Source organism: Heliophilum fasciatum (assembly GCF_004341395.1).
GTDB lineage: Bacteria > Bacillota > Desulfitobacteriia > Heliobacteriales > Heliobacteriaceae > Heliophilum > Heliophilum fasciatum.
The window spans coordinates 23,162-43,088 of the sequence record NZ_SLXT01000014.1; the positions used below are offsets into that span (position 1 = coordinate 23,162).

The window sequence follows — 19,927 nt, forward strand, 5'->3', positions numbered from 1 at the left end:
CGTCGGCCTTTTTCCCCGAAGATCGCCCGCTGGCACCTATCCTCGCGTCAGCCAGGAATAGAGCTGCAAAAAAAGCGCGGTTAAGCCACCCGCCATCAACGGCCCAACGGGTATCCCTCCAAAGAAAACAATCCCCAGCAGCGAACCGACGATCATCCCAATGATCAATTGCGGATCACCGGACAACAGTTCAATGCCTTGCTTGTTCAGATGGGTGGCGATCACGCCGCCGGTCAAAGCGATGATTCCCGGCCAGGATTTCATCGCTGCCAGCACATCGGCGCCGGCAATTTTGCCCGTCGCAAACGGTGCCAACATGGCCAACGTCAAAAACAGCAAGCCGATCTCAACACCGCGATGCTCAATCCAATTCAGCCAGGTTTGTCCACTCATCAATTGCAACAGTAAGATCGCCGCCGCGCCGACCGACGTCAACGGCGAGCGCGCCACGATGCCCAAGAGCACCACCAACGCCAGAAGCACCGTCCCCCCGTGCATACGAAACCCCTTCCTGCACGGCAGCTCCCGGGGCCGCCGTGCACGCTTTTTCTTTAGCAACATCCAACATGGGTCTGTCTCACTTGCGTGAAAACCGGCTTTCTCCGGTTTCGGTTTATCCTATTCCATAATTACCCATTCGTTACTTTCGCTGCAGCGCCATTGCGAAGGTATCGGAACGCAATCCACAGCGCAGCGCTTCCAAGGGGAACACTTCCTCGGGCTGGATATTACCGAAATTGACATTCGGCCCCATGCGTTCAATCAACAGGCACTGCTGCGGTTTGAGCGGTGCTTCCCAGATCAGCTTGGCCGGATCGGTAATGCCGCTGACCATCACCTCCAAATCATCCATGCGCAGTCGCCCATGCTGGTCAAATAAATTGACGCCTTTGCCAGACTCTCGCCCCTCCACAATCACATAGGATGCGCCTGCCGTCAGATCGGCATTCGCCTGGGCGACCAACACCTGGATGGGAGGCGCCTTCGCCGGGTTTTTTTTACCGACCTCGGTAATTACCTGAAAACCCCGTTCCCGCGCTTTCACGATCCACCGCCGACGATCGCTGACCGCCAGTTCAATGGTCCCGTCGGAAATCTCCAACCAGCGGATGTCCCGTTGCCAAAGCGCCGTCATCAGCTCATCCATTTTGCCTTGACTGATGGCCAATTCACCTAAGGTCCCCCCGGCATAGACTTCCACACCGTACATCCGGGCCACCCATACCTTTTGCTGCACCACCCAACTGGGATAAAGCGCCGCTGACGCAAAGCCCAGTTTAATCCAATCGATAAAGGCGCCTGCCATCTCCAACAGATCCCGAAAGGCCGATAAGCCGATCCCCTTGTCAAAGACCATCGTCATGCCCTGCGTTCTAGGCTTGATCAACCGGTGCCCCAGCGGCCAACAAGCCACCGGCGGCCAGCCTACATAATCGACCATCACGCCGATCGCCCTCCTGATCAAATCAATGATTTTACATCCTATGGCCCCTTACACCCCAACATGCTAGCTTTCATCCCCACGAAAAAAGCAACCGGGATCGAACGACGAGCGTCCATCCCGGTTGCGGTTTAAGCTTACATTACGGTATTTTCTTTGGGGACCTTACGTCGGGTGGTTTGGCTCCTCAATCAGTTGGTAATGATGCGTTACGACCTTGAAAACATCCGCAAGGTCCAGATCGGCCTTACTGATCAATAACCCGCATTTGGTCATGGGCAGATCGAAGGATGCGTCACGCTTGTACCAGCGCAGTGTGATGCCGAAATGTTCTTGAACCATACTCACTACATTAATTCCCGTCGCTTCCATAGAAAAGGTGCGTTGTTGTGGATGGGCACACGTGCCGGGATCGGTCGTTACGGTGCACTTTTTCCGGTCGCAGCGGCGACAATGGCCGGCACCAAGTACCCAGCCCGGAAATTGTTCACCAAGCTTGCTTCCCAGTTGATGCAAAAGCGCCGTCAAAATCTGATCTTGCGATCGCCAATGCACATAGATCTGACGACAGCGCTGCACAGCCACCGTTTTGAACTGCGGGTAAAACGTGGCATAGATGAAAACCAACTCATCGCCGGGATCGGCCAGGTCAGGAAATAAAGGTGCCTTAGGCGGACACTTTCCCGATAAACCAAAATTTTTACAGTGCTTCAGACAAAGTCCCCGGATAAGCTCCGGCTCATAGCGAACGTCATCGTAGGCTACTTTTTTGATACCGATCTCGATCGGATACACATGGTTCGCCGGTGCATAGGCAATCCAAAAACGTTGCTCTTCCACAGGTAATCCTTTCTGCTACTTTGTACCGGTAGCATCGACAACTTCATCCCGTTCCATCCACAGATGATTCATCGTTCGATTTCGCCCTACCCAAGGTATAGGCTCCCCTATTCTGCGGGAAAATTGATTAAAAACGCATGGAACGCATCCACGAAAGGAGCTTCACCATGACCTTCCGCGCTGAGCACCCCCCCGCCGGTTTCTCGCCCCTGCAGCTCGCTGATTTTGCCCATCCATCATCGCAGATCGCTATCTCCTGGGCCGTCATTGGCTTAGGCGCAGGCGGTGGTAAAATCGCCGATACATTTGCCAGCATCAAAAACCAAAACCAGCAATCGTTCTATCCTACGCTGGCGATCAACAGCTATCTCGGTGATCTCAAAGCGCTCAAGCATGTTCCCGATGACCAACGGCTCAACCTGATCGGCTATGAAGCCGGTTGTGGACAAAGCCCCTACAAAGGCTATCAAGCCCTTTGCGACCTGCGCAATAAAGATCGCGTCTGGGAAAAAATCAACAGCATCAGCACCAATGCGCAAGCGATCTGGGTAACGGCCAGCCTTGGCGGCAACACCGGCACCGGCGGGATCAGCGAACTGATCGGCTGGGCCGCCTACACCCAAAAACCGGTCGGTGCCATTCTCACCTTGCCGCGCAAAGGTAATCTGGAAGAGCTCAGCAACGCCCTGGACGCCTTAGCACCCATCTATAACGATTTACTCGGCCCTGAAGCGGATCGTCCGCTCAAATCGCTGATCATCGTGGACAACGAGAAGATCTACCAGGACTATCTGCGCGATAAACAAGCCCACCTCGTACCGGAAGGCATAGATTGGATGACCTACGCCAATACCAAACTGGCCCATACCCTCCACGAATTAAACGTGCTCCCTACCAGTGCCAGTGATGTTAACTTCGACCCCGAAGATTTTCGCAAAGTGCTTTTCTCCAGCGGCAGTATCACTTTTGCCAAGCATCTGATACGAACAGTGCCCACCTTTTCCGAACAAGACTTAAAAGAAGAAGTGCTGCGCACCGTCGTCGACGGCGGTATGCTCTCCCGTGGTTTTGACGATGAAACCGGTGTGATCGCCGGTGCCGTATGTTTGATCATTCCCGAAGGCAGCCGCGTAGCCACCGTGAACAGCCTGGAAGTGATCAGCGATGAACTAAAAGCCAAGTTTCCAGGCTTACGGGCCGGCCTGCAGCAAGGCTACACCACGTGGGAACAGAAAAACCAAATGCTCGTCTATACGCTCATGAGTCTTACCGCCTTGCCTGAACGGGCGCAGCACCTCAAAGAAGAGCATAAAGCCTTAAAAGCGGAGCAAGAAGCGCTTTATGCCCGGCGCGCTTCCAGCCGCATCGAACATCGCGGCGGGGCCTCGGCACCGCGCCATGTTTCCACCTTTACCGGCTTTTCGGCATCGGGACCGTCCACATCGCCCTTTGCCATATCGCCGTCGTCGCCAACACCGCTGACACCGGCTGCGCAACCGCGTAATGAGCCCGCGTGGCCCGCATGGAAAAGCCCTACGTCCGCTGAGGACGAAGCGCTCGAAGAACAACTTACCTGGCCTGGACGGAAATCACCGGCGCCTTCACCGCTGGTCAACGCAACGACTCAGCAAGCCAAAGAATCTCTCGCTTCCCTGGCGCCCAACAACAATGGCTCTTTCAATGATTTATTACCGAAGAAGCAAAAACAACAACACCATAAAAACAAATATCCCCAATAAAAGCAATAACCCCAATGATTTCATCAACCCAAGAGAGGCAATTATGTCTCTCTTGCTTTTATTCTACCGTATCGGTGTAACCAATGATGCAACCGCCAATGACGACAGCTTTTTTCTTTCTAGACATCAAAATAGGCAATCGTTATAATAAGAGTTGATCTTCCCGAACTTTTGGTGATCCAAGCTATGTAAAGGCTCTTTTGTCGATATTGAAGATACGATCAAAGGATGCTTGCTCGCATCGTTTGCCTCGTAAGCACCCTGAAGTACCCACCAAAAGAGAGACCCCTACGTACGTATGTCTAGCACATCACGAAAGGAGCCTACACCATGACCTTCCGCGCTGGGAACGACCATGTAAGCCTCCTACCGGTTCAATTGCAGTCTTTTGCTCAGCAATCCACCCAGATTGCCCTTCCCTGGACTGTCATCGGACTGGGTGCAGGCGGTGGTAAGATTGCCGACGCCTTTGCCAACATCAGAAATCGCAACAATCAACCGGTCTATCCGACCTTGGCGATCAACAGCTATCTCGGTGATCTGACGGCCCTCAATCACATTCCCGAAAACCATCGCTTGGGGCTCATTGGCTACGAAAACGGCTGCGGCCACAGCCCCTACAAGGGATACCAAGCACTGAACGACGCACGAAACAAAGATCGCGTCTGGGAAAAAATCAATGCCGTCAGCGCCAGTTCGCAAGCGATCTGGTTAGCCGCCAGTCTCGGCGGCGGTACGGGAACGGGTGGTATCGGTGAGCTGATCACCTGGGCTGCCTACACCCAAAAACCCATCGGTGCCATTCTTACCTTACCGCGTCGCGGCAATCTGGAAGAATTGGGCAATGCGTTGGACGCACTGGCACCGATCTATAACGATCTGCTGGGACCGGAACCGGATCGTCCGCTCAAATCCCTCATCATTGTGGATAACGAAAAAGTCTATCAAGACTATCTGGTCGATAAGGCGGCAGGCCAAGTTCCTGACGGCATGGATTGGATGACCTATGCCAACACCAAATTGGCCCACATCCTGCATGAATTAAATGTGATTCCTACCGGTGCCAGTGACGTTAACTTTGACCCGGAAGATTTCCGCAAAGTGCTTTTTTCCGGCGGCAGCGTCACCTTTGCCAAGCAACTGGTGCGCGCGGATGCCACCTTTGGCGATCATCAATTAAAAAATGAAGTGCTCAGCACCGTCGTCGGCGGCAATGTCCTGGCCTCCGGCTTTGACTTTGAAACCGGTGTGATTGCCGGCGCTGTTTGCTTGATGGTGCCGGAAAACAGCCGTGTGGCCAACGTTAACAGCTTGGAAGTCGTCAGTGACGAACTGAAAACTCAGTTCCCCGGTTTGCGGGCTTGTTTACAACAAGGCTATACCATGTGGGACAGCAAAAATCACATGCTCATCTACTCGATCATGAGCCTCAATACGCTTCCCGAACGAGGACAATATCTCAAGGTCGAACATGAAGCCATGCGCACTGAACAGGAAGCACTCCTGAATCGCCGTGCCATGACCCGCATCGAACATACTGGTGGTGCTTCGGCACCGCGCCATGTTGCTCCCTTTGCCGGATTCCCGGCCAACGGCCCTGCCGTTTCACCTTTTTCTACTTTCCCGGCAAACAACTCTCCCTTTATGTCCAAACCGGAAACGCAACCGATGGTGTATCAACCCATCGAGCCGCCCGTGTACCCCACCCCATCACGGCCGAATCCCTTTGCCGAACTGCTGATCAATAAAAAATCAAGAATGATGGAATAATCAAAAGAGCCGCCGAAACCTTCGGCGGCTCTTTTTCATTACCGTTTGAGCGGAACCAGCGCCAGTTTCCAAGGACCTTGCGAGTTTGGCGCCAGTCCGATGCGGATCACATGCGTCTGGGTGCCTTCATCAGGGAAAACATAAAGCACTTTTCCAGATCCCACCGGACGCAGTTTATCGGGATTGCGATAATATTCCATATACTTCGGATCGCTAATCCGCACGGTGCGGATATTTTCCTCTCCTTCATCGCAAGAGGCCGTAATAAATTGATTGTAAATATCCACATCGGCGATTTTCGGGTTATCGGCAGGCGCCACACTTCCTTGGATCGCCAGGGCCGTTGGCCCCTCCATGGTCAGGGTAAATTCATAGATGGCACCATAGGCTCCATTGTTTTCGGTTTTGCGCGGCTTCGCTTGATTTTTCAGGATAAAACCGTAGGCGTCCGCTCCTTGCATCGCATCATTGCTGAATTTCGTCGGATCATAATTGGGCTTCGCCGGATCATCGCGCTGTGCATCGAAGGCACTGCCGATGGTGATCGTCTGCACACCGTCATTGGCGGCATTGTAGGTAAAGGACTTTTTCCGTGTAATGCCTTCGGTGATCAAACCGCGCTGATGGTACGTACTTTGATCAGACGTCAACACCGCCGACGGTGTTGTCATCTGCGTAAAAAACTGCTCCAAGTCCGTATTGGAACGGGCGATAAAGCTGCGTATGCCAATCTGTTCGCCCGCTTTGAGGCGATCCAGCGTCAATACTTCACCGGTTTGTCGATCGCGAAAGACAAAATCGCCCATGATGATGGCCCATCCTTGCGGACCGGTCTGTTCATACAGCCAGACCCGACCGCCGGGATTCATCGTCCCCCATAATTTTTCCTCCGGCGCCGGCTTGAGAAAATGGCTCATCACAATATTGCCCAGTTGGCTTCCCGTAAACTCCGGTATGGTTTCTCCCGGTGTCAGTGGCTTCATATCTTCCAGATACAACCGTGTTCCGTCGGAGAGCCGATTGACACCCTTGCCCAACCGCTTATAGTACACATCAACGGTTCGACGGGTATTGTTGACAAAAACAAGACCCATCTGGGCCGAAATATTTTTAACTTCCTTTCCATAGTCAGCCAGTGCATTGTAATGAGCATAAAGTACCCGCAGGTCTCCTGATTTGGAAATCACATTATCCACACGCGTCAAGATTCCTGGCTTTTGTGGCTTTACCGGTACTTGCGAAAGAAACAGTGACTGTCCCGGGACCGTTTCTAAGGTCGATCCGGCGCTCAGTGACGCTCCTTGGGTAAACAGTTCCGGCGGCACTTCGTCACCAACCTGCCAAAGGCCGGTTGCTTCTTTTTTCACCGCAGCGACCTCGGAATCATCGGGAGCAATCGGTTGGGCCCAAGTAGCGACGATGATCAAAAACAGTACCAACGTAAGGGTGGCCCATCGCAAAGCCAGGAAGAAAAAATGGCCCAAACCGCGCCGCACCGGCCGGCCAAAACGATCGGCACCTCGTCGCCGCGAACCTTGCCGTCGCCCAAAACCTTGCCGCTCAAAGCTTCGCGGCGCCGCGCTCGGCCGCCCAAAGTCCTGCTGCCCCGAACCTGACCGCTCTGAACTTGGACGCGCCCCATCCTGACGGTCCGGATTCTGCTGTTCCAAGCTTCGCCGCTCAGCATTTCGTCTGTCCACGTTTCGCTTCTTAAAATCCCGCTTCTTCATGAACACACCCTTCTACATCCTGTATTTTCTTATGCCAAAGATATTTCTGTTTAATTTTATCAAAGCCGTCCTGGAGATTCTACGCCATCAACGCAAAAAGCGCCATCTTTCGCAGATAGCGCTTTTTATTTTTTGGGCCAAGCCCGGACGATCTGTTCGGTTAAGGCAGCGCGCGTCAGCGGCGGTTCCCCTTCCAGCGGCAGACCGGCAAGACGCAGATCATGAAAAACCTGCACCGGCCAAGGGGGTGTTAACCCCACGGAAAGCAATCGCTCCTGCTGCGCCAGTACCCCCTGCGGAGCCCCTTGATAAATGACCTGACCGGCTTGCAAGACGATCACCATATCGGCCCAATCGGCAACCACATCCATCTGATGGACCGCCATCACCAGCGTCGTTCCCGCCCGGTGCAATTGCGCCAACAGGGCCAAAATCTCCTGCTGGCCGGCCGGATCAAGCCACGCCAGCGGCTCATCGAGCACCATCACATCGGGCTGCATGGCATAGACGCCGGCAATGGAAACGCGTTTTTTTTGACCATAGCTGAGCGCGTGCACCGGCCGGTTACGAAGTGGCTCCGTACCGGTAGCGATCAACGCTTCCTCGACGCGCCGGCGCACTTCGTCTTCGGTCAAGCCCATATTCAGCGGGCCAAAGGAGATGTCTTGCTCCACCGACGCCGAAAACAACTGCACATCAGGATCCTGAAAAACCAGTCCGACCTGGCGTCGCCACTGTTCAAGATCGCGTCGGCCATAGGTCATGAGGCGACCGTCAAGCTTGATTTCTCCCTGACTGGGCCGTAGCGTGCCATTCAGTGTCAAAAACAGCGTCGACTTGCCGGCACCATTGGCACCGACGATAGCCGTTTTCCCACCACGGGGGATGTCCAGGGACACACCCTGCAGCGCCGGTGTGCCGTCGGCATAGGCAAAATGTACATCTCGTAACGTCAACATCCCATTCACCCCGCACTTCGCCGGCGTGGCAACACCCGCAGTTCATCGTGATAACCTCGCGCCGCTAAAGCGACATAGAGCGCTTGCGCCCGTAAAAAAGAGCGTAGCAACAAATTCGCCGCCAAGATCCCTACCGAGCGGCGACCGTACCGCCATGATGCATAACCAAGGCGCGCTTCCTGCGAACGGTACATGGACTCTGTGGTTTCAAACAGCACAAAAATAAACCGGTACACCAGCAGCATCAGATCCAGTACCAGCGGCGGCATCCGCCACGATCGCAAGAGCATCAATACATCGACCATGGGCGTTGTCAACATCAAGGCCAAGCTCACGGCGGTGGCACCCATCGCCCGTGCCAACAACGTCAGGGCTTGTTCCATCCCCTGCGGCGTCACCGTCAGATAAAGCGGACCCAACTGCAACGAAGGAGCCCACGGAAGGCCCCATACCCCTTCTGTCGGAACTGAGCCATCAGGTACAGCGGTACTGAGCGAAAAAGCAACGGTCACTGTACCGACCAGCAAAAAAGCCGCCGGTACCAGCCAGATTCGCCAAAAGACCTTGGCCGGAATCTTAGCGCCGTACGTGACAGCCAGTGCGGTTGCCAGCCCGATCATCACAGGCACCGCCGGCCAAGGACTGAAAACAGCCATGGCCAGCGCCGCCAATGTCACTCCCGTTTTAAGCGCCGGCGACCGATCGCGCCAAGCATTGGCCCAGGCCCAGTGATCGATAGCCAGCATCATCGTGAAGAAGCGCCCAGAGACGGTGAAGCCTTTTGCTCCTTCGCCGCTTCGGTGTGCTTCCGTTCATAACTGCGGCCCAGATAAAAACCGATAAAACCGGCACCCAGGGCTGCCTGCACAGCAAAGAGCAGTGATTCCATCTCGCCGCCCGGCGGCTCCCAAAACGATGTAAACCAAGGTTGATAGTCCGGTGCCAAATCCTGAATCACACCTTCTGCTTGGGCATCAGCACCGGCAAAAGGCTCGTGTCCGTTATCATCAAAATCGATCCCCAACGGTATCAGTACCAAAAGCAGTGCCAACATCAACAGCAAGCCATTGCGTTTTCCCACTACGCCTTCACCTCCAGGCGCAGCAGCACTTTCAGGGCTGCCAATTCCCGCGCACTATACTTGGTCAGCACATTGACGATCACTACGGTGATCAACCCTTCGATGATCGCCAGTGGTACTTGCGTCACAGCAAAAACGGTAGCAAACTTAGCCAAAGAGCCGATGATGCCTGACGTTGGATCGGGGAAAGCCAAGGCCAATTGCACTGACGTCGTGATATAGGTGGCCAAATCACCCAGCGCGGCCGCCATAAATACCGATAGCGCCAAAGGCCACTGCCTTTGCTGCCCCAAGCGATAAATCCCGTAGGCTACAAAGGGCCCCACGATGGCCATGGCAAAGACATTGGCCCCGAGCGTCGTCAAGCCACCGTGCGCCAACAGTAAGGCTTGAAACAAAAGCACGATCGTACCCAACACAGTCATCGCCGTTGGTCCAAAAAGCACAGCACCCAAACCGGTGCCGGTCAAGTGCGAAGAACTGCCGGTCACCGACGGCAATTTCAGCGCCGAAATCACAAAGGAAAACGCCCCGGCTACACCAAGCAGCATCTTCGCTTCCGGATGCTCGTCGACCTTTTTTTTGATGGAACGCACACCGTGCACAACAAAGGGTGCTGACACCATCGTCCAGGCAATGGCATGGGTCGCCGGTAAAAAACCTTCCATAATATGCATCGCAGGATCCCCCCTTTACGTCATTGGTGCCGACAGTGCTTGCTTCCACTGCGGCCCATACCATTGGTTGTCTTTGGACTCTTGAGGTTCACCTGGCAATGACCCCACCCGGAATTGGTCTTTCTTCTTTTGGTCATCGAATAAATCGAACAAAAAAAAACCCTCCTTTCCCACGAAAGTGGCACTTGTCTGTCAAAGGCAGGTCTCCTGGCTCTGGCGTCATCCTTCCTCATCCCCTTCCCAGGCCTAGGCCCAGTGGGATCTTGATGAGGTCGTCTTCCATCACAGTAACATGGGCTGCCGGGGATTTGCACCTCGTTCCCTTTTCACCGACGAACGCAGCGCGAACGTCGACACCTTTGACTTAATTCTTTTGTGACCCTTCTTTTGTGACTCTGCTTAATGATAGCATTCAAGGTTCACCTTGACAACGTCATCCGAATGTTTCAACCATTTTATCTCTTGCATGCATAATCCTTGACTTACCACTCCAAACTAAAAGCAGTAATATACACAGGGGGATGAAAATTATGGCTAAACCTGATAATCGCGCAGACAACGTCGAAAACATCCAAAGCATCATCGACCATACCATGGAAGCATTTCATAATGCAGAAGATCAAATCAAAGCCCATGGCGATCAAATGTCCGCCCAGGATCTCAACAACCTCAAAGCCAAAAACGAACGCCGCAAGGACGCCCTCGATGGGCTGCGCGCGGAGATCAAAGACGAAGCCCGTTACCAAGCCGAGGCCCATGACATGACCTCCAGCGATATTGCCAACCAAATCGCCGATGACGGTGCCAATCAGCACGCGAGTCAACAAGATCGTCCCTAGTCCCGCCTCAACCCAGGAAACATGCTCTTCGACGGGGGCGCCGCCATCGGTAAAAAACGGCGTCCTCCTCACTTTGAACAATTTCCAAAAAATCAATACTTACTTTTTTTATTTCTTCGCGTATAATACGTTGTGTCGGTAACCACCGGCATCCCCTGCGGGGTGCGTGATCGCCTAATGTTTTCAATCGATAGTTTGAATTCGGGAACCGGTTTCATTGAGTGCTGTCCAGCCTGCTTCGACAGGACGACAAAGCTCAATTGACGAGGTGCCCACCTGTTACAAATACAGGTTGGAAAACGTTGCGATGACGGCCACGTGGGACCTACATAATAAAAAAACCCTAGCCTTTTAGGCTAGGGTTTTTGCGTTTTACGGAGCGGCGGTCATTAACTCCCAGACTTTCGAGCGAACTTCCCAGCGGCCTTCACCGTGCGGGGCACTGGCTCCATCCACCGCCGGGGCGACCGGTGGTAACGGTGCTTCTGGCAACCCGGATGTCACGGCTACGCCGGTGCGATCACTGAGGCAAAGCGGCGGGTACAATACACACCACCAGTTGGCGCCTTGTCCGGAACCGATCACGACACGCAGTGCGTCATACTCACCGGCGGGGGCCGTCAACGTTCCATACACTTTTTTCGGAAAGAAAAAACGTCCGATTTCCGGTTGCACCGTATAGGTATACCCTTCGGCGCGGATTTGCGCTTCGGCGACACGCTGAATGTCCGGCAGGGCGGCCATCACTTTTTCCCGCGATGCTTCCATCGATGAGCACTCGGCCATCTGCGGATCAAGCAGTGCCAGAATCGCATCGCGCACCTTCAACTTTAGGGCCTGATCGGCAGCATCATCGGAGGGTGCCACCACATGAAGACGTAATAAGGGCAACGGTTGTTCGGTGCGTACCTCCAAGTGAGGTAAAAAAAGAGCAACACCGGAACAAAAAAGCAACAAGAGACTAAAGAGGGCTACGGACCGGAAGGCGGGAGAAACTCGTACCATCAAGTTTCTGACCTCCTTCAGAATGATGTTTCCATCTGTTATTGTTACCCATGGAGAAATGCCTTAAACCGTCTCCGTTGCTTTTTTGTAAATTATGGCATGATTTCGATCATCTTAGCTGTGCGGTCCACTTGCATCACGACCAAAGGTCGCCGCGCCCAATGGCCGTTATCGATGATCAATTGACCACCAGCCACTTGCATTCCTTGACCACCGGCCAAATAGCGATCGATTTGCGTAGCATCACCGGCTTGTACCGCTACGCGCAATGCTTCCAGCACCGTGCAGGTAGCATCATAGGCCCACAGGGCCATGGGCTGCGCTTCTTCGCCGTAACGCTGTTGATAGTCACGGGCAAAGCGTTCACTTTCGGGAATAGCCGCTAAGAGCACATTGGGCGTCGTATAAAAAAGCCGCCAATCGGTCTGTCCGCCATCGCCAGCCAACAACTCCTTGCCTACCATTTCCATACTGTCACCGCCAATGACCGGAATGGTGCACCCTTTCTGCCGTGCTTCCCGCAGAAAGGCCCGCGCTTCTTTGGCATATCCCGGTAAATAAATCACATCCGGGTCGGTGGTCATGGCTTGTCCAATGGCCCACGAAAAATCCTGCTGGCCCCGCTTATAGGGTAATAAGCGAATCACCTTGCCACCGGATGATTCATAGGCTGCGCGAAACGCCTGGGCCAGCGACTGTGCATAGGCGCTTTTGTCTTCAATGACGATGACGGCTTTCGTGCCCAGCTTTTTTAAAGCAAATGCGGCAGCACCGGCACCAAGTTGGCGATCATCATAGCTGCCTTGAAAAATGTTCGAGCCCAGCGAAGGAATCGATGGATGGGTGGCCAAGCTGACCACCGGCAACGGCAAGGCGGCTTTAGCGAGCACCTCCGCTTTGGACGGTGTGACCGGACCAATCACGGCCACAGCTGCTTTTTTTTGGACTTCCGTTACCAATCCTTGCAGCGCCGTTACATCACTGGCATCACCGGTGAAAGTCTGTACCGGCCGACCGCCAATACCGCCGCGATCGTTACATTCATCGACAGCCAATTGCACTCCTTTGCTGGCCGCTTGTCCCCACGTACCGACGGCCCCGCTTAACTCCATAGCGATTCCCAGATAATAGGGCGGCCCGCTCGGCTGCTGCTCCATAAAACCAACGAGCAACTGCGACGAACGCACCGCCAAGGCGATCATCAAAATCAGGATCACAATGATCCCGACGATCGTACGCCGGGACACATATAGCATAGGCCATCCCTCCACCCGTTTCATTCACTTGGAAGGTATGTCCCGGCTTTTGTTTTTATGCAATATATGGTAATCGCAGTTACCTGCGCCAGCGATGCCCCCCCTCCCAAAGGGCGCGTCCCAAAATCGCCACCAACAACGGGATGCCCATGTAACCAAACAGTGGATACACATTGGCGACCAAGCTGGCAAAGGGCAACAGCGCAAAAGGCATGCTGCCCACCACGGCCGCCACCAGCGCCCATTGATATTTCCGTCCTTCCTCCTGACCGGCCAACCGCTGCGCCACACCAAAGGCATTGCTTAAGGCCGCCGTGAACATGGCTAACCAAAGCAAAAAAGCGTAAAGCTCACCGATCCAGGTCCCTAACGCCCCTGCCAAATGCAGCATCGGTACGGGATAGATTTCGATGACCGGCCAATAAGGCAACATGGCGAAGGTCAACAAATACACAACAATGCCCAGTACGGCACCGCCCCATCCGGCACCGCCATAGCCTCCTTGTAAGGTAACAGCGGGACTGAGCGCGACAAGCACAACAAAGGACATGGCGATATTAAAGGAGACATATAAAAAAGCCGCCAAGTACGGTGACGGCGGCAATAATCCGATGGGGCCGTTACCGCTTGTGCTTTCCGGATTGTTCCAAACAGCGGCCAGGCCATAGCCTTCAAGTACTTCTTGGTTTCCTGAGCCAATGTCGGGCAGCCAGTAGACCACAGCCAGCGCCACCGTTACACAAATGATCGCCTTTACAGGAACAAGCAGTGTATTGACCCAAACGAGCCCGCGCAATCCGGACCATAAGGCAAGAAGCAAACAGCATCCGGTCACGAGTACGCCGCTCCACATCGGCCAGTCCCATTGCTGTGCCACCAGGGCGCCGGTTCCAGAAAGCATCACCACCACGCCGACCATCAGCGCCAAACCGGTTATCACATCCATCAACTGACCGCCCCGTTTGCCGAACAAAAGCGTCAGCAGATCGGGATAGCGGCTGATGCCCTGGCAATAGCAAACCCACAAGATGGCCGGCCCCATCAACACAAAAAGTACCATGGACAGCCAGGATGCCTGCAGGCCTTCCCAACCATAGCGAACGAAAAACTGTAAGATCTCCTGACCGGAGGCAAAACCGGCTCCTAACACTGCCCCGACATAAACCGAAGCCACTTGCAACTGCCAGCGCATTTTCATTACGCCAATCACCTCCACGTTTATTTCCCCTTCACCTCGGCAAGAATGACAGTAGAACCTTGCTGAAAGGGGTACCTTCATGAATATCTATCCCGATACAACCTGGTCCCACTTACTGGCTGGACAAAAGCATTATTTTAATACATCGGAAAACCGGAATGCCTTTGCCCTTGGCGATGCCTTAGCGGAGTTACTGCTGCTTCTCGATCCGACCCTCCAACGACCCCGTGTGATTATCTGCATCGGTACGGACCGCTCGACAGGAGATTCTTTAGGACCCCTGGTCGGAACGCAGTTGCAACCCTTAGCCTCTGCCTACTATCATATCTACGGCACAGTTCACGATCCCATACACGCCACTAATTTAGAAGAACGCTATCGAGCCATTCAAGCAGCTCATCCCGATGGGCTGATCATCGCGGTTGACGCTTCCCTAGGCGGTGCTGATCAAGTAGGGCATGCGACGATCGGCCTCGGCGGTCTCCGCCCGGGCGCAGGCGTAAAAAAAGACCTCCCAAGCATAGGAGATCTACATATCACCGGCATCGTCAATGTCGGTGGCTTTATGGAATTTATGGTATTGCAAAATACCCGCTTATCGATCGTCATGCAATTGGCGGAGCTAATCAGCCGCGGCATTATGTACGGCTACTATCGTGCCGCACGCCGTCTACCACTGATCCCCCATCCCCTCACTGCCCTGTCGACACTGGAACCGCTGTCGCCTTGAGCGCTGTCGCCGGGATCCGGTCACCGGGATCCCGATCAAGTCATCGCTACCTCTTCGGCATCCGCATAAGTGTCCTTGGCCCGCATTGGTTTTTCCGTTTTGGAAGTACCGTGAAACAACGCACCTTCATCAATCACCAACGCAGCAGCCGTCAAATCCCCAAAAAGCTTACCGGTTGATGAAATTTCCAGTCGCCCGGTGGCCTCGATATTCCCTTGCACGGTTCCGGCAATGAGGATATTGCGGCCATCAATCGTTGCTTCTACGCGGCCGGTTTCACCGACGATGACATCACTGGAACCAAGAATTTCTCCGCTAAACTGACCGTCAATACGGACAGATCCCGCAGCACGTAACGTACCGATAAAATTCGACTCTTTGCCGATGACCGTACTGACAGGCTCCATAATGCCTTTGCTGTCTTTTGCCGATTTACTACGACCAAACATCCTTTATCCTCCTTTTATCAGTGGAGCATATAACGTTGGGGATCTTGTAGATTACCTTTTTTATAGATCATAAAGTGGAGATGGGGGCCTGTACTTCGCCCACTATTACCGACTTTGCCGATCATATCTGCTCGTTCCACAACATCCCCGACGCGTACCGACGTCGCTGACAAATGACAATAGGCTGTGGTAAAGCCATAGCCATGTTCCACCTCGACGGTCTTGCCTAACCCCGGCTTCCAACCGACAAAAATAATCTTTCCTTTGGCCGCTGATCGGACCGGTGTTCCATAATCTGCTGCGATATCCAAACCGGAGTGAAATTCTTTTTTGGTGCCAAATGGTGATTGACGATAGCCAAATGATGATGAGATCTCACCGCGTACCGGCGCGGAAGAAGGTACGGCCGAAAGATAATCAAGCCGCAATTCTACTTCTTTGGCCAGTTTGCCCAAACCCTCTTGCTGGTTTTCCAGTTGATGATTTAATTCCTGTAATGTGTGCTTGACCGATTCAAAATCCATCTCTTCATTGGAGGTTGATGGGATAATGGCGCTTACACTGCGTGTAAACCCCGTCGAACGTGACGGTACATAACCGGCTGCTGGTTCCGTTTCAGCGCCAGGTATTTCTTCGGCAATAGCACTTTCACCAATATTACCAAGAGGAACAACCGGGTTTTTATCTTCCTCCAATCCGACCATACGTCGAATGGTGTTATCCATTTCATGCACACGATGCACACGTTCTTGAACCGATGTTGTTAAATATTGAATCGCTTCAATCTGCTGTTTTTGCTCTTCATTAACGATGCGTAATCGCATCAATTCTTCGGTGTTACCCACGGTAAAAACAAAAACAAGAGCGGCAATCAATAGTAAGCATGCGAATCCACTGAGTCCGATAAATCCATAACGCAACTGATCCGGTGACAATTTCAAGCTCCACATTTTTTCCCCGTTGTCAGGCACGATCATGATCGTAAAGGCCCCTTTACGCTCCTTTGCTCGTGCACCACGTTGCTTGGATTCCGTAGAAATGGGTGTCACCTACCCTCCTGATTGTCTCGGCACCCGTAGCTATTGAGTCCTCTGTTAGAGAGAAAATCTATCTTAAGCGTTAATGGCCCATGCTTTTTGGATCGCTTCTTCTTCTTCTTTCGAAAGCAAATAACTCGAGCGGCCGGCGCGAATCGGCTTAGCATAGACTTGCGATAATTCACGTCCATACAAACTGCTGATCACGACACCATCGCCTTTGTGATCCAGCATCGCCAAGGCAAAGCTTTGATCAGATCCAACATTTTCAAAAGCATTAAAACGAATGACCGCCACATGTCGAACCGTTAACTCACTGATGGCCTTTAATGTAGCCGTGTCTCTTTCTAACTCATTGACTCGTTCAATAATCCGCTGATTATTTTCACCATGGGCCCGGAGCAACTCTTCAATATTTTTTCCTTCTACATCTTTAATAAGATCCGTGTAAAGACGACGGACCTTTTGCATATTAAACCACGCTACGAAAAACAGTACCATGACAAACATCGTCAACGCATACGATAAAAACAACAAACCGACGATGTTTTGGTTCATCCACTCCACCCATTGTGGCATGCGTTAATTCTCCTCCTCCTCTTGTGTCCAAAAGGAGTTATTCAACATATTTCTGCTTTTTTCCTCTCCATCTCTAATAAAAAATCAATCAATTCCACATAAAGCTTCTTTTTTGACTTTTTTGACTTGTCCATGATTGTAGATTACAATCGCATTAACGACCTTACACATTGGCTGATAAATTTTCCCAAAAACATCCTCCTGCTTACTTCCACCTCTGAAAACAAGTATTCCCAGCCATGAAAACTCTTACTCAAAGGAATGGTGATATTGCTTGATCGATTCTTCCCTGTTGCGCACGATTTTAGAAGCTGTTCGGGATCAACAAATTCCGATTGAGCAAGCGATCGAACAAGTCGGACAATTGCCCTATGAAGATCTGGGCTTTGCGAAAGTTGATCATTGGCGATCCTATACTCAAGGCTTTCCTGAAGTGATCTTTGGCTTAGGCAAAACACCGGAACAGATTGCGGCGATTTTTTATCAACTGGCCCAAAAAAGTAATTTGGTCTTGGCGACGCGCTGCAGTCATGAAGCCTATGCGGCGGTGATCCGCCAGGTTCCGGAAGCTCAATTTCATGCTGTTGCAGGCATCATCAGTTTAGGACTGCCACCGGATGGTTCTTCTTCGGTCGGTTCTTCTTCGGATGATTCTTCCTCGAAGGTGTCCATGGGCGAAACTGCTTCGATTGCCGTCCTTTCGGCAGGAACGGCCGATCTGCCTGTTGCCGAAGAAGCCGTGATCTCCGCGCAAGCCATGGGTTGTCAGGTTCACCGGATTTATGATGTCGGTGTAGCCGGTATCCATCGCCTGATTGCCCACCGTTCGCAGTTACGGCAGGCGCATGTACTTATTGTTGTTGCCGGGATGGAAGGTGCCCTGGCTTCGGTGGTAGCGGGCATGGTCGATGTTCCGGTCATTGCTGTCCCCACCAGCATCGGCTATGGCGCCAGTTTCGGTGGCCTCGCCGCTTTGTTAGGTATGCTTAATTCGTGTGCCCTTGGCGTCGGCGTTGTCAATATCGACAACGGTTTTGGCGCTGCTGCTTTGGCCGCCACCATCATGCGCCAACGTCAGCGTTAATCACCGATATTTTCAGATGTAAGGAGATCCTTTGATGACCTCATCGATTTCTTCTTTGCTCGTCGATCCTGTATCGGGTCTTTCCGGGGATATGTGGCTTGGTGCGTTGATCGATCTGGGGGTTCCTTGGGAATCGTTCATGGAAGCGATAACCGGTTTAGGGCTTACGGGCTATCAACTGGAAAGCCATGCCGTTTCTTTGCGTGGCTTACATGCTACGAAGGTAACTGTGACGCTTCATGATGATCCCCAACCGCATCGTCATCTTCAAGATGTGCTTGCTATCATTGATGGTTCATCCTTACCGTGCCCGGTCAAAGAACAAGCATCGCACATTTTTCAGCGGCTTGCGGAAGCCGAGGCTCACGTTCATGGTTGCTCTGTTGATCATGTTCATTTTCATGAGGTCGGTGCTGTTGATGCGATCATCGACATTGTTGGTACCTGTTGGTGCCTGCACTATCTCGGGGTCAAAACCATTTATCTTTTACCGTTGCCGCTTGGTTCCGGAACGGTTCGTTGCGCTCATGGCTTAATGCCGGTTCCTGCACCGGCGACGGCTGAACTTGTTCGTGATTTTCCGGTGATTTTTGGCCATGGCGACGGTGAATTGGTAACCCCGACGGGCGCGGCAATCGCGACGACCCTTGGGACACCGCTTCCGTCATCTTTGCCGATCCGGCCTCTGCGAATTGGTTATGGTGCCGGTAGCCGTGATGGTGGCGATCGGCCCAACGTATTGCGTTTGATCCAATTCCATCATTCTGAAAAAAAATCTCCACCAAACGGTCAAAAGGTGCTGGTTGATCATCCGGGCCAACAACAGCAACAGCATCGTCATGGGCACGGGCATGAAGTCAATCATCATCACCGCCATCATAGCCATGCTAGCGATAACCACGACCAGGGTCATGAGTTGGAATCGGGCGCAGACGGTGAACTCCCTTGGGAAACGGTTGATGTGATTACGACTTCTCTCGATGATATCAATCCACAATGGCTTCCCCCGCTGATGGAACATTTATTACAGGCAGGCGCGCTCGATGTGCAATGCCAACCGTCGGTAACTAAAAAAGGACGGCCCAGTTTTGTTCTGACTCTTGTCTCACTGCCTCGTGACCGGAATCAACTTCTAAAATGCTTGTTTGCTGAGTCAACAACCTTCGGTATTCGTTGTCGTTCAGAACAACGTACGTATTTACTTCGCGATTGGGTTGATGTCACGACAGATTACGGAACGGTACGGATTAAGCGAGGCTGGCTGGGAAAACAGTTGCTCCAGGCACAACCGGAATTCGAAGATGTTCTTCAACGGGCTCAGCAGCATCAACTTCCGCTTTCGACGATCTATCAGGCTGCCAAATATGCTTTTGATCAGGCCTTTTGTCTTCGCGAATCTTCTCATTAACCGTTCATGCTGCGGTGATATGGAATGGGAAAGATAAAGGGAAAAGCTTTGGTATTTCTCTATTCTAAAGGATTTGTTTTGTAAAATAAAGGGTTGGATGACAAT

Annotated in this window: 21 protein-coding genes, 1 other RNA gene and 1 riboswitch; of the genes, 7 read left to right on the forward strand and 15 right to left on the reverse strand. The window is 52.7% G+C overall.

Annotated features, from left to right (window positions below):
* Positions 1-36: 36 nt before the first annotated feature.
* The 3 genes from EDD73_RS08610 to EDD73_RS08620 form a co-directional block, all read right to left on the reverse strand.
* Positions 37-498 carry a DUF441 domain-containing protein gene (locus tag EDD73_RS08610; RefSeq protein ID WP_131919382.1) on the reverse strand — a complete coding sequence of 154 codons (462 nt, stop codon included), beginning with the start codon at positions 496-498 and terminating at the stop codon, positions 37-39.
* Between the two features lie 142 nt (positions 499-640).
* On the reverse strand, positions 641-1,441 hold the full coding sequence (gene comA / locus EDD73_RS08615) for a phosphosulfolactate synthase (protein ID WP_131919423.1): 801 nt from the start codon (positions 1,439-1,441) through the stop codon (positions 641-643).
* A 165-nt stretch (positions 1,442-1,606) separates the two neighbouring features.
* Positions 1,607-2,281, reverse strand: coding sequence for a DUF2284 domain-containing protein (locus EDD73_RS08620; RefSeq protein WP_131919383.1), 675 nt, complete (start codon positions 2,279-2,281; stop codon positions 1,607-1,609).
* 167 nt (positions 2,282-2,448) lie between these two features.
* On the opposite strand from EDD73_RS08620, the gene EDD73_RS08625 reads away from it, so the two are divergent.
* Both EDD73_RS08625 and EDD73_RS08630 read left to right on the forward strand, forming a co-directional pair.
* Entirely contained in the window at positions 2,449-4,020 is a 1,572-nt protein-coding gene (locus tag EDD73_RS08625) for an FtsZ/tubulin family protein (protein WP_165876416.1), read from the forward strand.
* Between the two features lie 330 nt (positions 4,021-4,350).
* Positions 4,351-5,790, forward strand: a complete 1,440-nt coding sequence (locus tag EDD73_RS08630) for an FtsZ/tubulin family protein (RefSeq protein WP_131919385.1) — start codon at positions 4,351-4,353, stop codon at positions 5,788-5,790.
* Between the two features lie 38 nt (positions 5,791-5,828).
* Here EDD73_RS08630 and EDD73_RS08635 read toward each other — a convergent pair whose 3' ends face one another.
* The 6 genes from EDD73_RS08635 to EDD73_RS14890 form a co-directional block, all read right to left on the reverse strand.
* Positions 5,829-7,520: a hypothetical protein gene (locus EDD73_RS08635; RefSeq protein WP_131919386.1), complete on the reverse strand. Its 1,692-nt coding sequence runs from the start codon at positions 7,518-7,520 to the stop codon at positions 5,829-5,831.
* A 125-nt stretch (positions 7,521-7,645) separates the two neighbouring features.
* Positions 7,646-8,479, reverse strand: a complete 834-nt coding sequence (locus EDD73_RS08640) for an energy-coupling factor ABC transporter ATP-binding protein (protein WP_131919387.1) — start codon at positions 8,477-8,479, stop codon at positions 7,646-7,648.
* A gap of 5 nt (positions 8,480-8,484) precedes the next feature.
* On the reverse strand, positions 8,485-9,228 hold the full coding sequence (gene cbiQ, locus EDD73_RS08645; RefSeq protein ID WP_131919388.1) for a cobalt ECF transporter T component CbiQ: 744 nt from the start codon (positions 9,226-9,228) through the stop codon (positions 8,485-8,487).
* Complete coding sequence (locus EDD73_RS08650; protein WP_207668851.1) at positions 9,225-9,560, reverse strand: energy-coupling factor ABC transporter substrate-binding protein; 336 nt, start codon at positions 9,558-9,560, stop codon at positions 9,225-9,227. Before EDD73_RS08650 ends, cbiQ begins: the two co-directional genes overlap by 4 nt.
* The gene (locus tag EDD73_RS08655) at positions 9,560-10,237 is read right to left on the reverse strand and encodes an energy-coupling factor ABC transporter permease (RefSeq protein ID WP_131919389.1); all 678 of its coding nucleotides are present in this window, start codon (positions 10,235-10,237) and stop codon (positions 9,560-9,562) included. Before EDD73_RS08655 ends, EDD73_RS08650 begins: the two co-directional genes overlap by 1 nt.
* A gap of 15 nt (positions 10,238-10,252) precedes the next feature.
* Positions 10,253-10,390: a hypothetical protein gene (locus tag EDD73_RS14890; RefSeq protein WP_165876417.1), complete on the reverse strand. Its 138-nt coding sequence runs from the start codon at positions 10,388-10,390 to the stop codon at positions 10,253-10,255.
* A gap of 27 nt (positions 10,391-10,417) precedes the next feature.
* Positions 10,418-10,613: riboswitch (cobalamin riboswitch) on the reverse strand.
* A gap of 154 nt (positions 10,614-10,767) precedes the next feature.
* On the opposite strand from EDD73_RS14890, the gene tlp reads away from it, so the two are divergent.
* Together tlp and ssrS are read left to right on the forward strand one after the other, a co-directional pair.
* Complete coding sequence (tlp, locus tag EDD73_RS08660; protein WP_131919390.1) at positions 10,768-11,076, forward strand: small acid-soluble spore protein Tlp; 309 nt, start codon at positions 10,768-10,770, stop codon at positions 11,074-11,076.
* A gap of 149 nt (positions 11,077-11,225) precedes the next feature.
* Positions 11,226-11,405, forward strand: a non-coding RNA gene (gene ssrS, locus EDD73_RS08665) — 6S RNA.
* A gap of 43 nt (positions 11,406-11,448) precedes the next feature.
* Here ssrS and spoIIR read toward each other — a convergent pair.
* The 3 genes from spoIIR to EDD73_RS08680 all read right to left on the reverse strand — a co-directional run bounded on the left by spoIIR (position 11,449) and on the right by EDD73_RS08680 (position 14,553).
* Complete coding sequence (spoIIR, locus tag EDD73_RS08670) at positions 11,449-12,081, reverse strand: stage II sporulation protein R (protein ID WP_243116852.1); 633 nt, start codon at positions 12,079-12,081, stop codon at positions 11,449-11,451.
* 92 nt (positions 12,082-12,173) lie between these two features.
* Complete coding sequence (locus EDD73_RS08675) at positions 12,174-13,337, reverse strand: ABC transporter substrate-binding protein (protein ID WP_165876418.1); 1,164 nt, start codon at positions 13,335-13,337, stop codon at positions 12,174-12,176.
* Between the two features lie 79 nt (positions 13,338-13,416).
* On the reverse strand, positions 13,417-14,553 hold the full coding sequence (locus EDD73_RS08680; RefSeq protein WP_131919393.1) for a YkvI family membrane protein: 1,137 nt from the start codon (positions 14,551-14,553) through the stop codon (positions 13,417-13,419).
* Between the two features lie 61 nt (positions 14,554-14,614).
* Between EDD73_RS08680 and yyaC the strand changes: the two genes are divergently transcribed.
* Positions 14,615-15,265, forward strand: a complete 651-nt coding sequence (gene yyaC, locus EDD73_RS08685) for a spore protease YyaC (RefSeq protein WP_131919394.1) — start codon at positions 14,615-14,617, stop codon at positions 15,263-15,265.
* A 35-nt stretch (positions 15,266-15,300) separates the two neighbouring features.
* Here the strand turns inward: yyaC and EDD73_RS08690 are convergent, their stop codons facing one another.
* From EDD73_RS08690 to EDD73_RS08700, 3 genes are all read right to left on the reverse strand, one after another.
* On the reverse strand, positions 15,301-15,714 hold the full coding sequence (locus EDD73_RS08690; RefSeq protein ID WP_131919395.1) for a bactofilin family protein: 414 nt from the start codon (positions 15,712-15,714) through the stop codon (positions 15,301-15,303).
* Between the two features lie 17 nt (positions 15,715-15,731).
* On the reverse strand, positions 15,732-16,763 hold the full coding sequence (locus tag EDD73_RS08695; protein WP_131919396.1) for a M23 family metallopeptidase: 1,032 nt from the start codon (positions 16,761-16,763) through the stop codon (positions 15,732-15,734).
* A 63-nt stretch (positions 16,764-16,826) separates the two neighbouring features.
* A complete protein-coding gene (locus EDD73_RS08700) occupies positions 16,827-17,330 on the reverse strand; it encodes a DUF4446 family protein (RefSeq protein ID WP_131919397.1) in 504 nt (167 codons plus the stop codon).
* Between the two features lie 277 nt (positions 17,331-17,607).
* Here EDD73_RS08700 and larB point away from each other — a divergent pair, with 277 nt between their 5' ends.
* Both larB and larC read left to right on the forward strand, forming a co-directional pair.
* Positions 17,608-18,414, forward strand: a complete 807-nt coding sequence (gene larB / locus EDD73_RS08705) for a nickel pincer cofactor biosynthesis protein LarB (protein ID WP_131919425.1) — start codon at positions 17,608-17,610, stop codon at positions 18,412-18,414.
* A 34-nt stretch (positions 18,415-18,448) separates the two neighbouring features.
* Positions 18,449-19,822, forward strand: a complete 1,374-nt coding sequence (larC, locus tag EDD73_RS08710) for a nickel pincer cofactor biosynthesis protein LarC (protein ID WP_131919398.1) — start codon at positions 18,449-18,451, stop codon at positions 19,820-19,822.
* The last annotated feature ends 105 nt before the right edge of the window (positions 19,823-19,927 follow it).

Excerpts from the sequence above, each read along its gene's own strand:
- yyaC (WP_131919394.1), top strand. The coding sequence starts at position 14,615 with ATGAATATCTATCCCGATACAACCTGGTCCCACTTACTGGCTGGACAA.
- comA (WP_131919423.1), bottom strand. The coding sequence starts at position 1,441 with ATGGTCGATTATGTAGGCTGGCCGCCGGTGGCTTGTTGGCCGCTGGGG.
- EDD73_RS08635 (WP_131919386.1), bottom strand. The coding sequence starts at position 7,520 with ATGAAGAAGCGGGATTTTAAGAAGCGAAACGTGGACAGACGAAATGCT.
- spoIIR (WP_243116852.1), bottom strand. The coding sequence starts at position 12,081 with ATGGTACGAGTTTCTCCCGCCTTCCGGTCCGTAGCCCTCTTTAGTCTC.
- EDD73_RS08700 (WP_131919397.1), bottom strand. The coding sequence starts at position 17,330 with ATGCCACAATGGGTGGAGTGGATGAACCAAAACATCGTCGGTTTGTTG.
- EDD73_RS08690 (WP_131919395.1), bottom strand. The coding sequence starts at position 15,714 with ATGTTTGGTCGTAGTAAATCGGCAAAAGACAGCAAAGGCATTATGGAG.
- EDD73_RS08625 (WP_165876416.1), top strand. The coding sequence starts at position 2,449 with ATGACCTTCCGCGCTGAGCACCCCCCCGCCGGTTTCTCGCCCCTGCAG.
- EDD73_RS08655 (WP_131919389.1), bottom strand. The coding sequence starts at position 10,237 with ATGCATATTATGGAAGGTTTTTTACCGGCGACCCATGCCATTGCCTGG.
- EDD73_RS08630 (WP_131919385.1), top strand. The coding sequence starts at position 4,351 with ATGACCTTCCGCGCTGGGAACGACCATGTAAGCCTCCTACCGGTTCAA.
- EDD73_RS08675 (WP_165876418.1), bottom strand. The coding sequence starts at position 13,337 with ATGCTATATGTGTCCCGGCGTACGATCGTCGGGATCATTGTGATCCTG.
- larC (WP_131919398.1), top strand. The coding sequence starts at position 18,449 with ATGACCTCATCGATTTCTTCTTTGCTCGTCGATCCTGTATCGGGTCTT.
- EDD73_RS08640 (WP_131919387.1), bottom strand. The coding sequence starts at position 8,479 with ATGTTGACGTTACGAGATGTACATTTTGCCTATGCCGACGGCACACCG.
- tlp (WP_131919390.1), top strand. The coding sequence starts at position 10,768 with ATGGCTAAACCTGATAATCGCGCAGACAACGTCGAAAACATCCAAAGC.
- cbiQ (WP_131919388.1), bottom strand. The coding sequence starts at position 9,228 with ATGATGCTGGCTATCGATCACTGGGCCTGGGCCAATGCTTGGCGCGAT.
- EDD73_RS08610 (WP_131919382.1), bottom strand. The coding sequence starts at position 498 with ATGCACGGGGGGACGGTGCTTCTGGCGTTGGTGGTGCTCTTGGGCATC.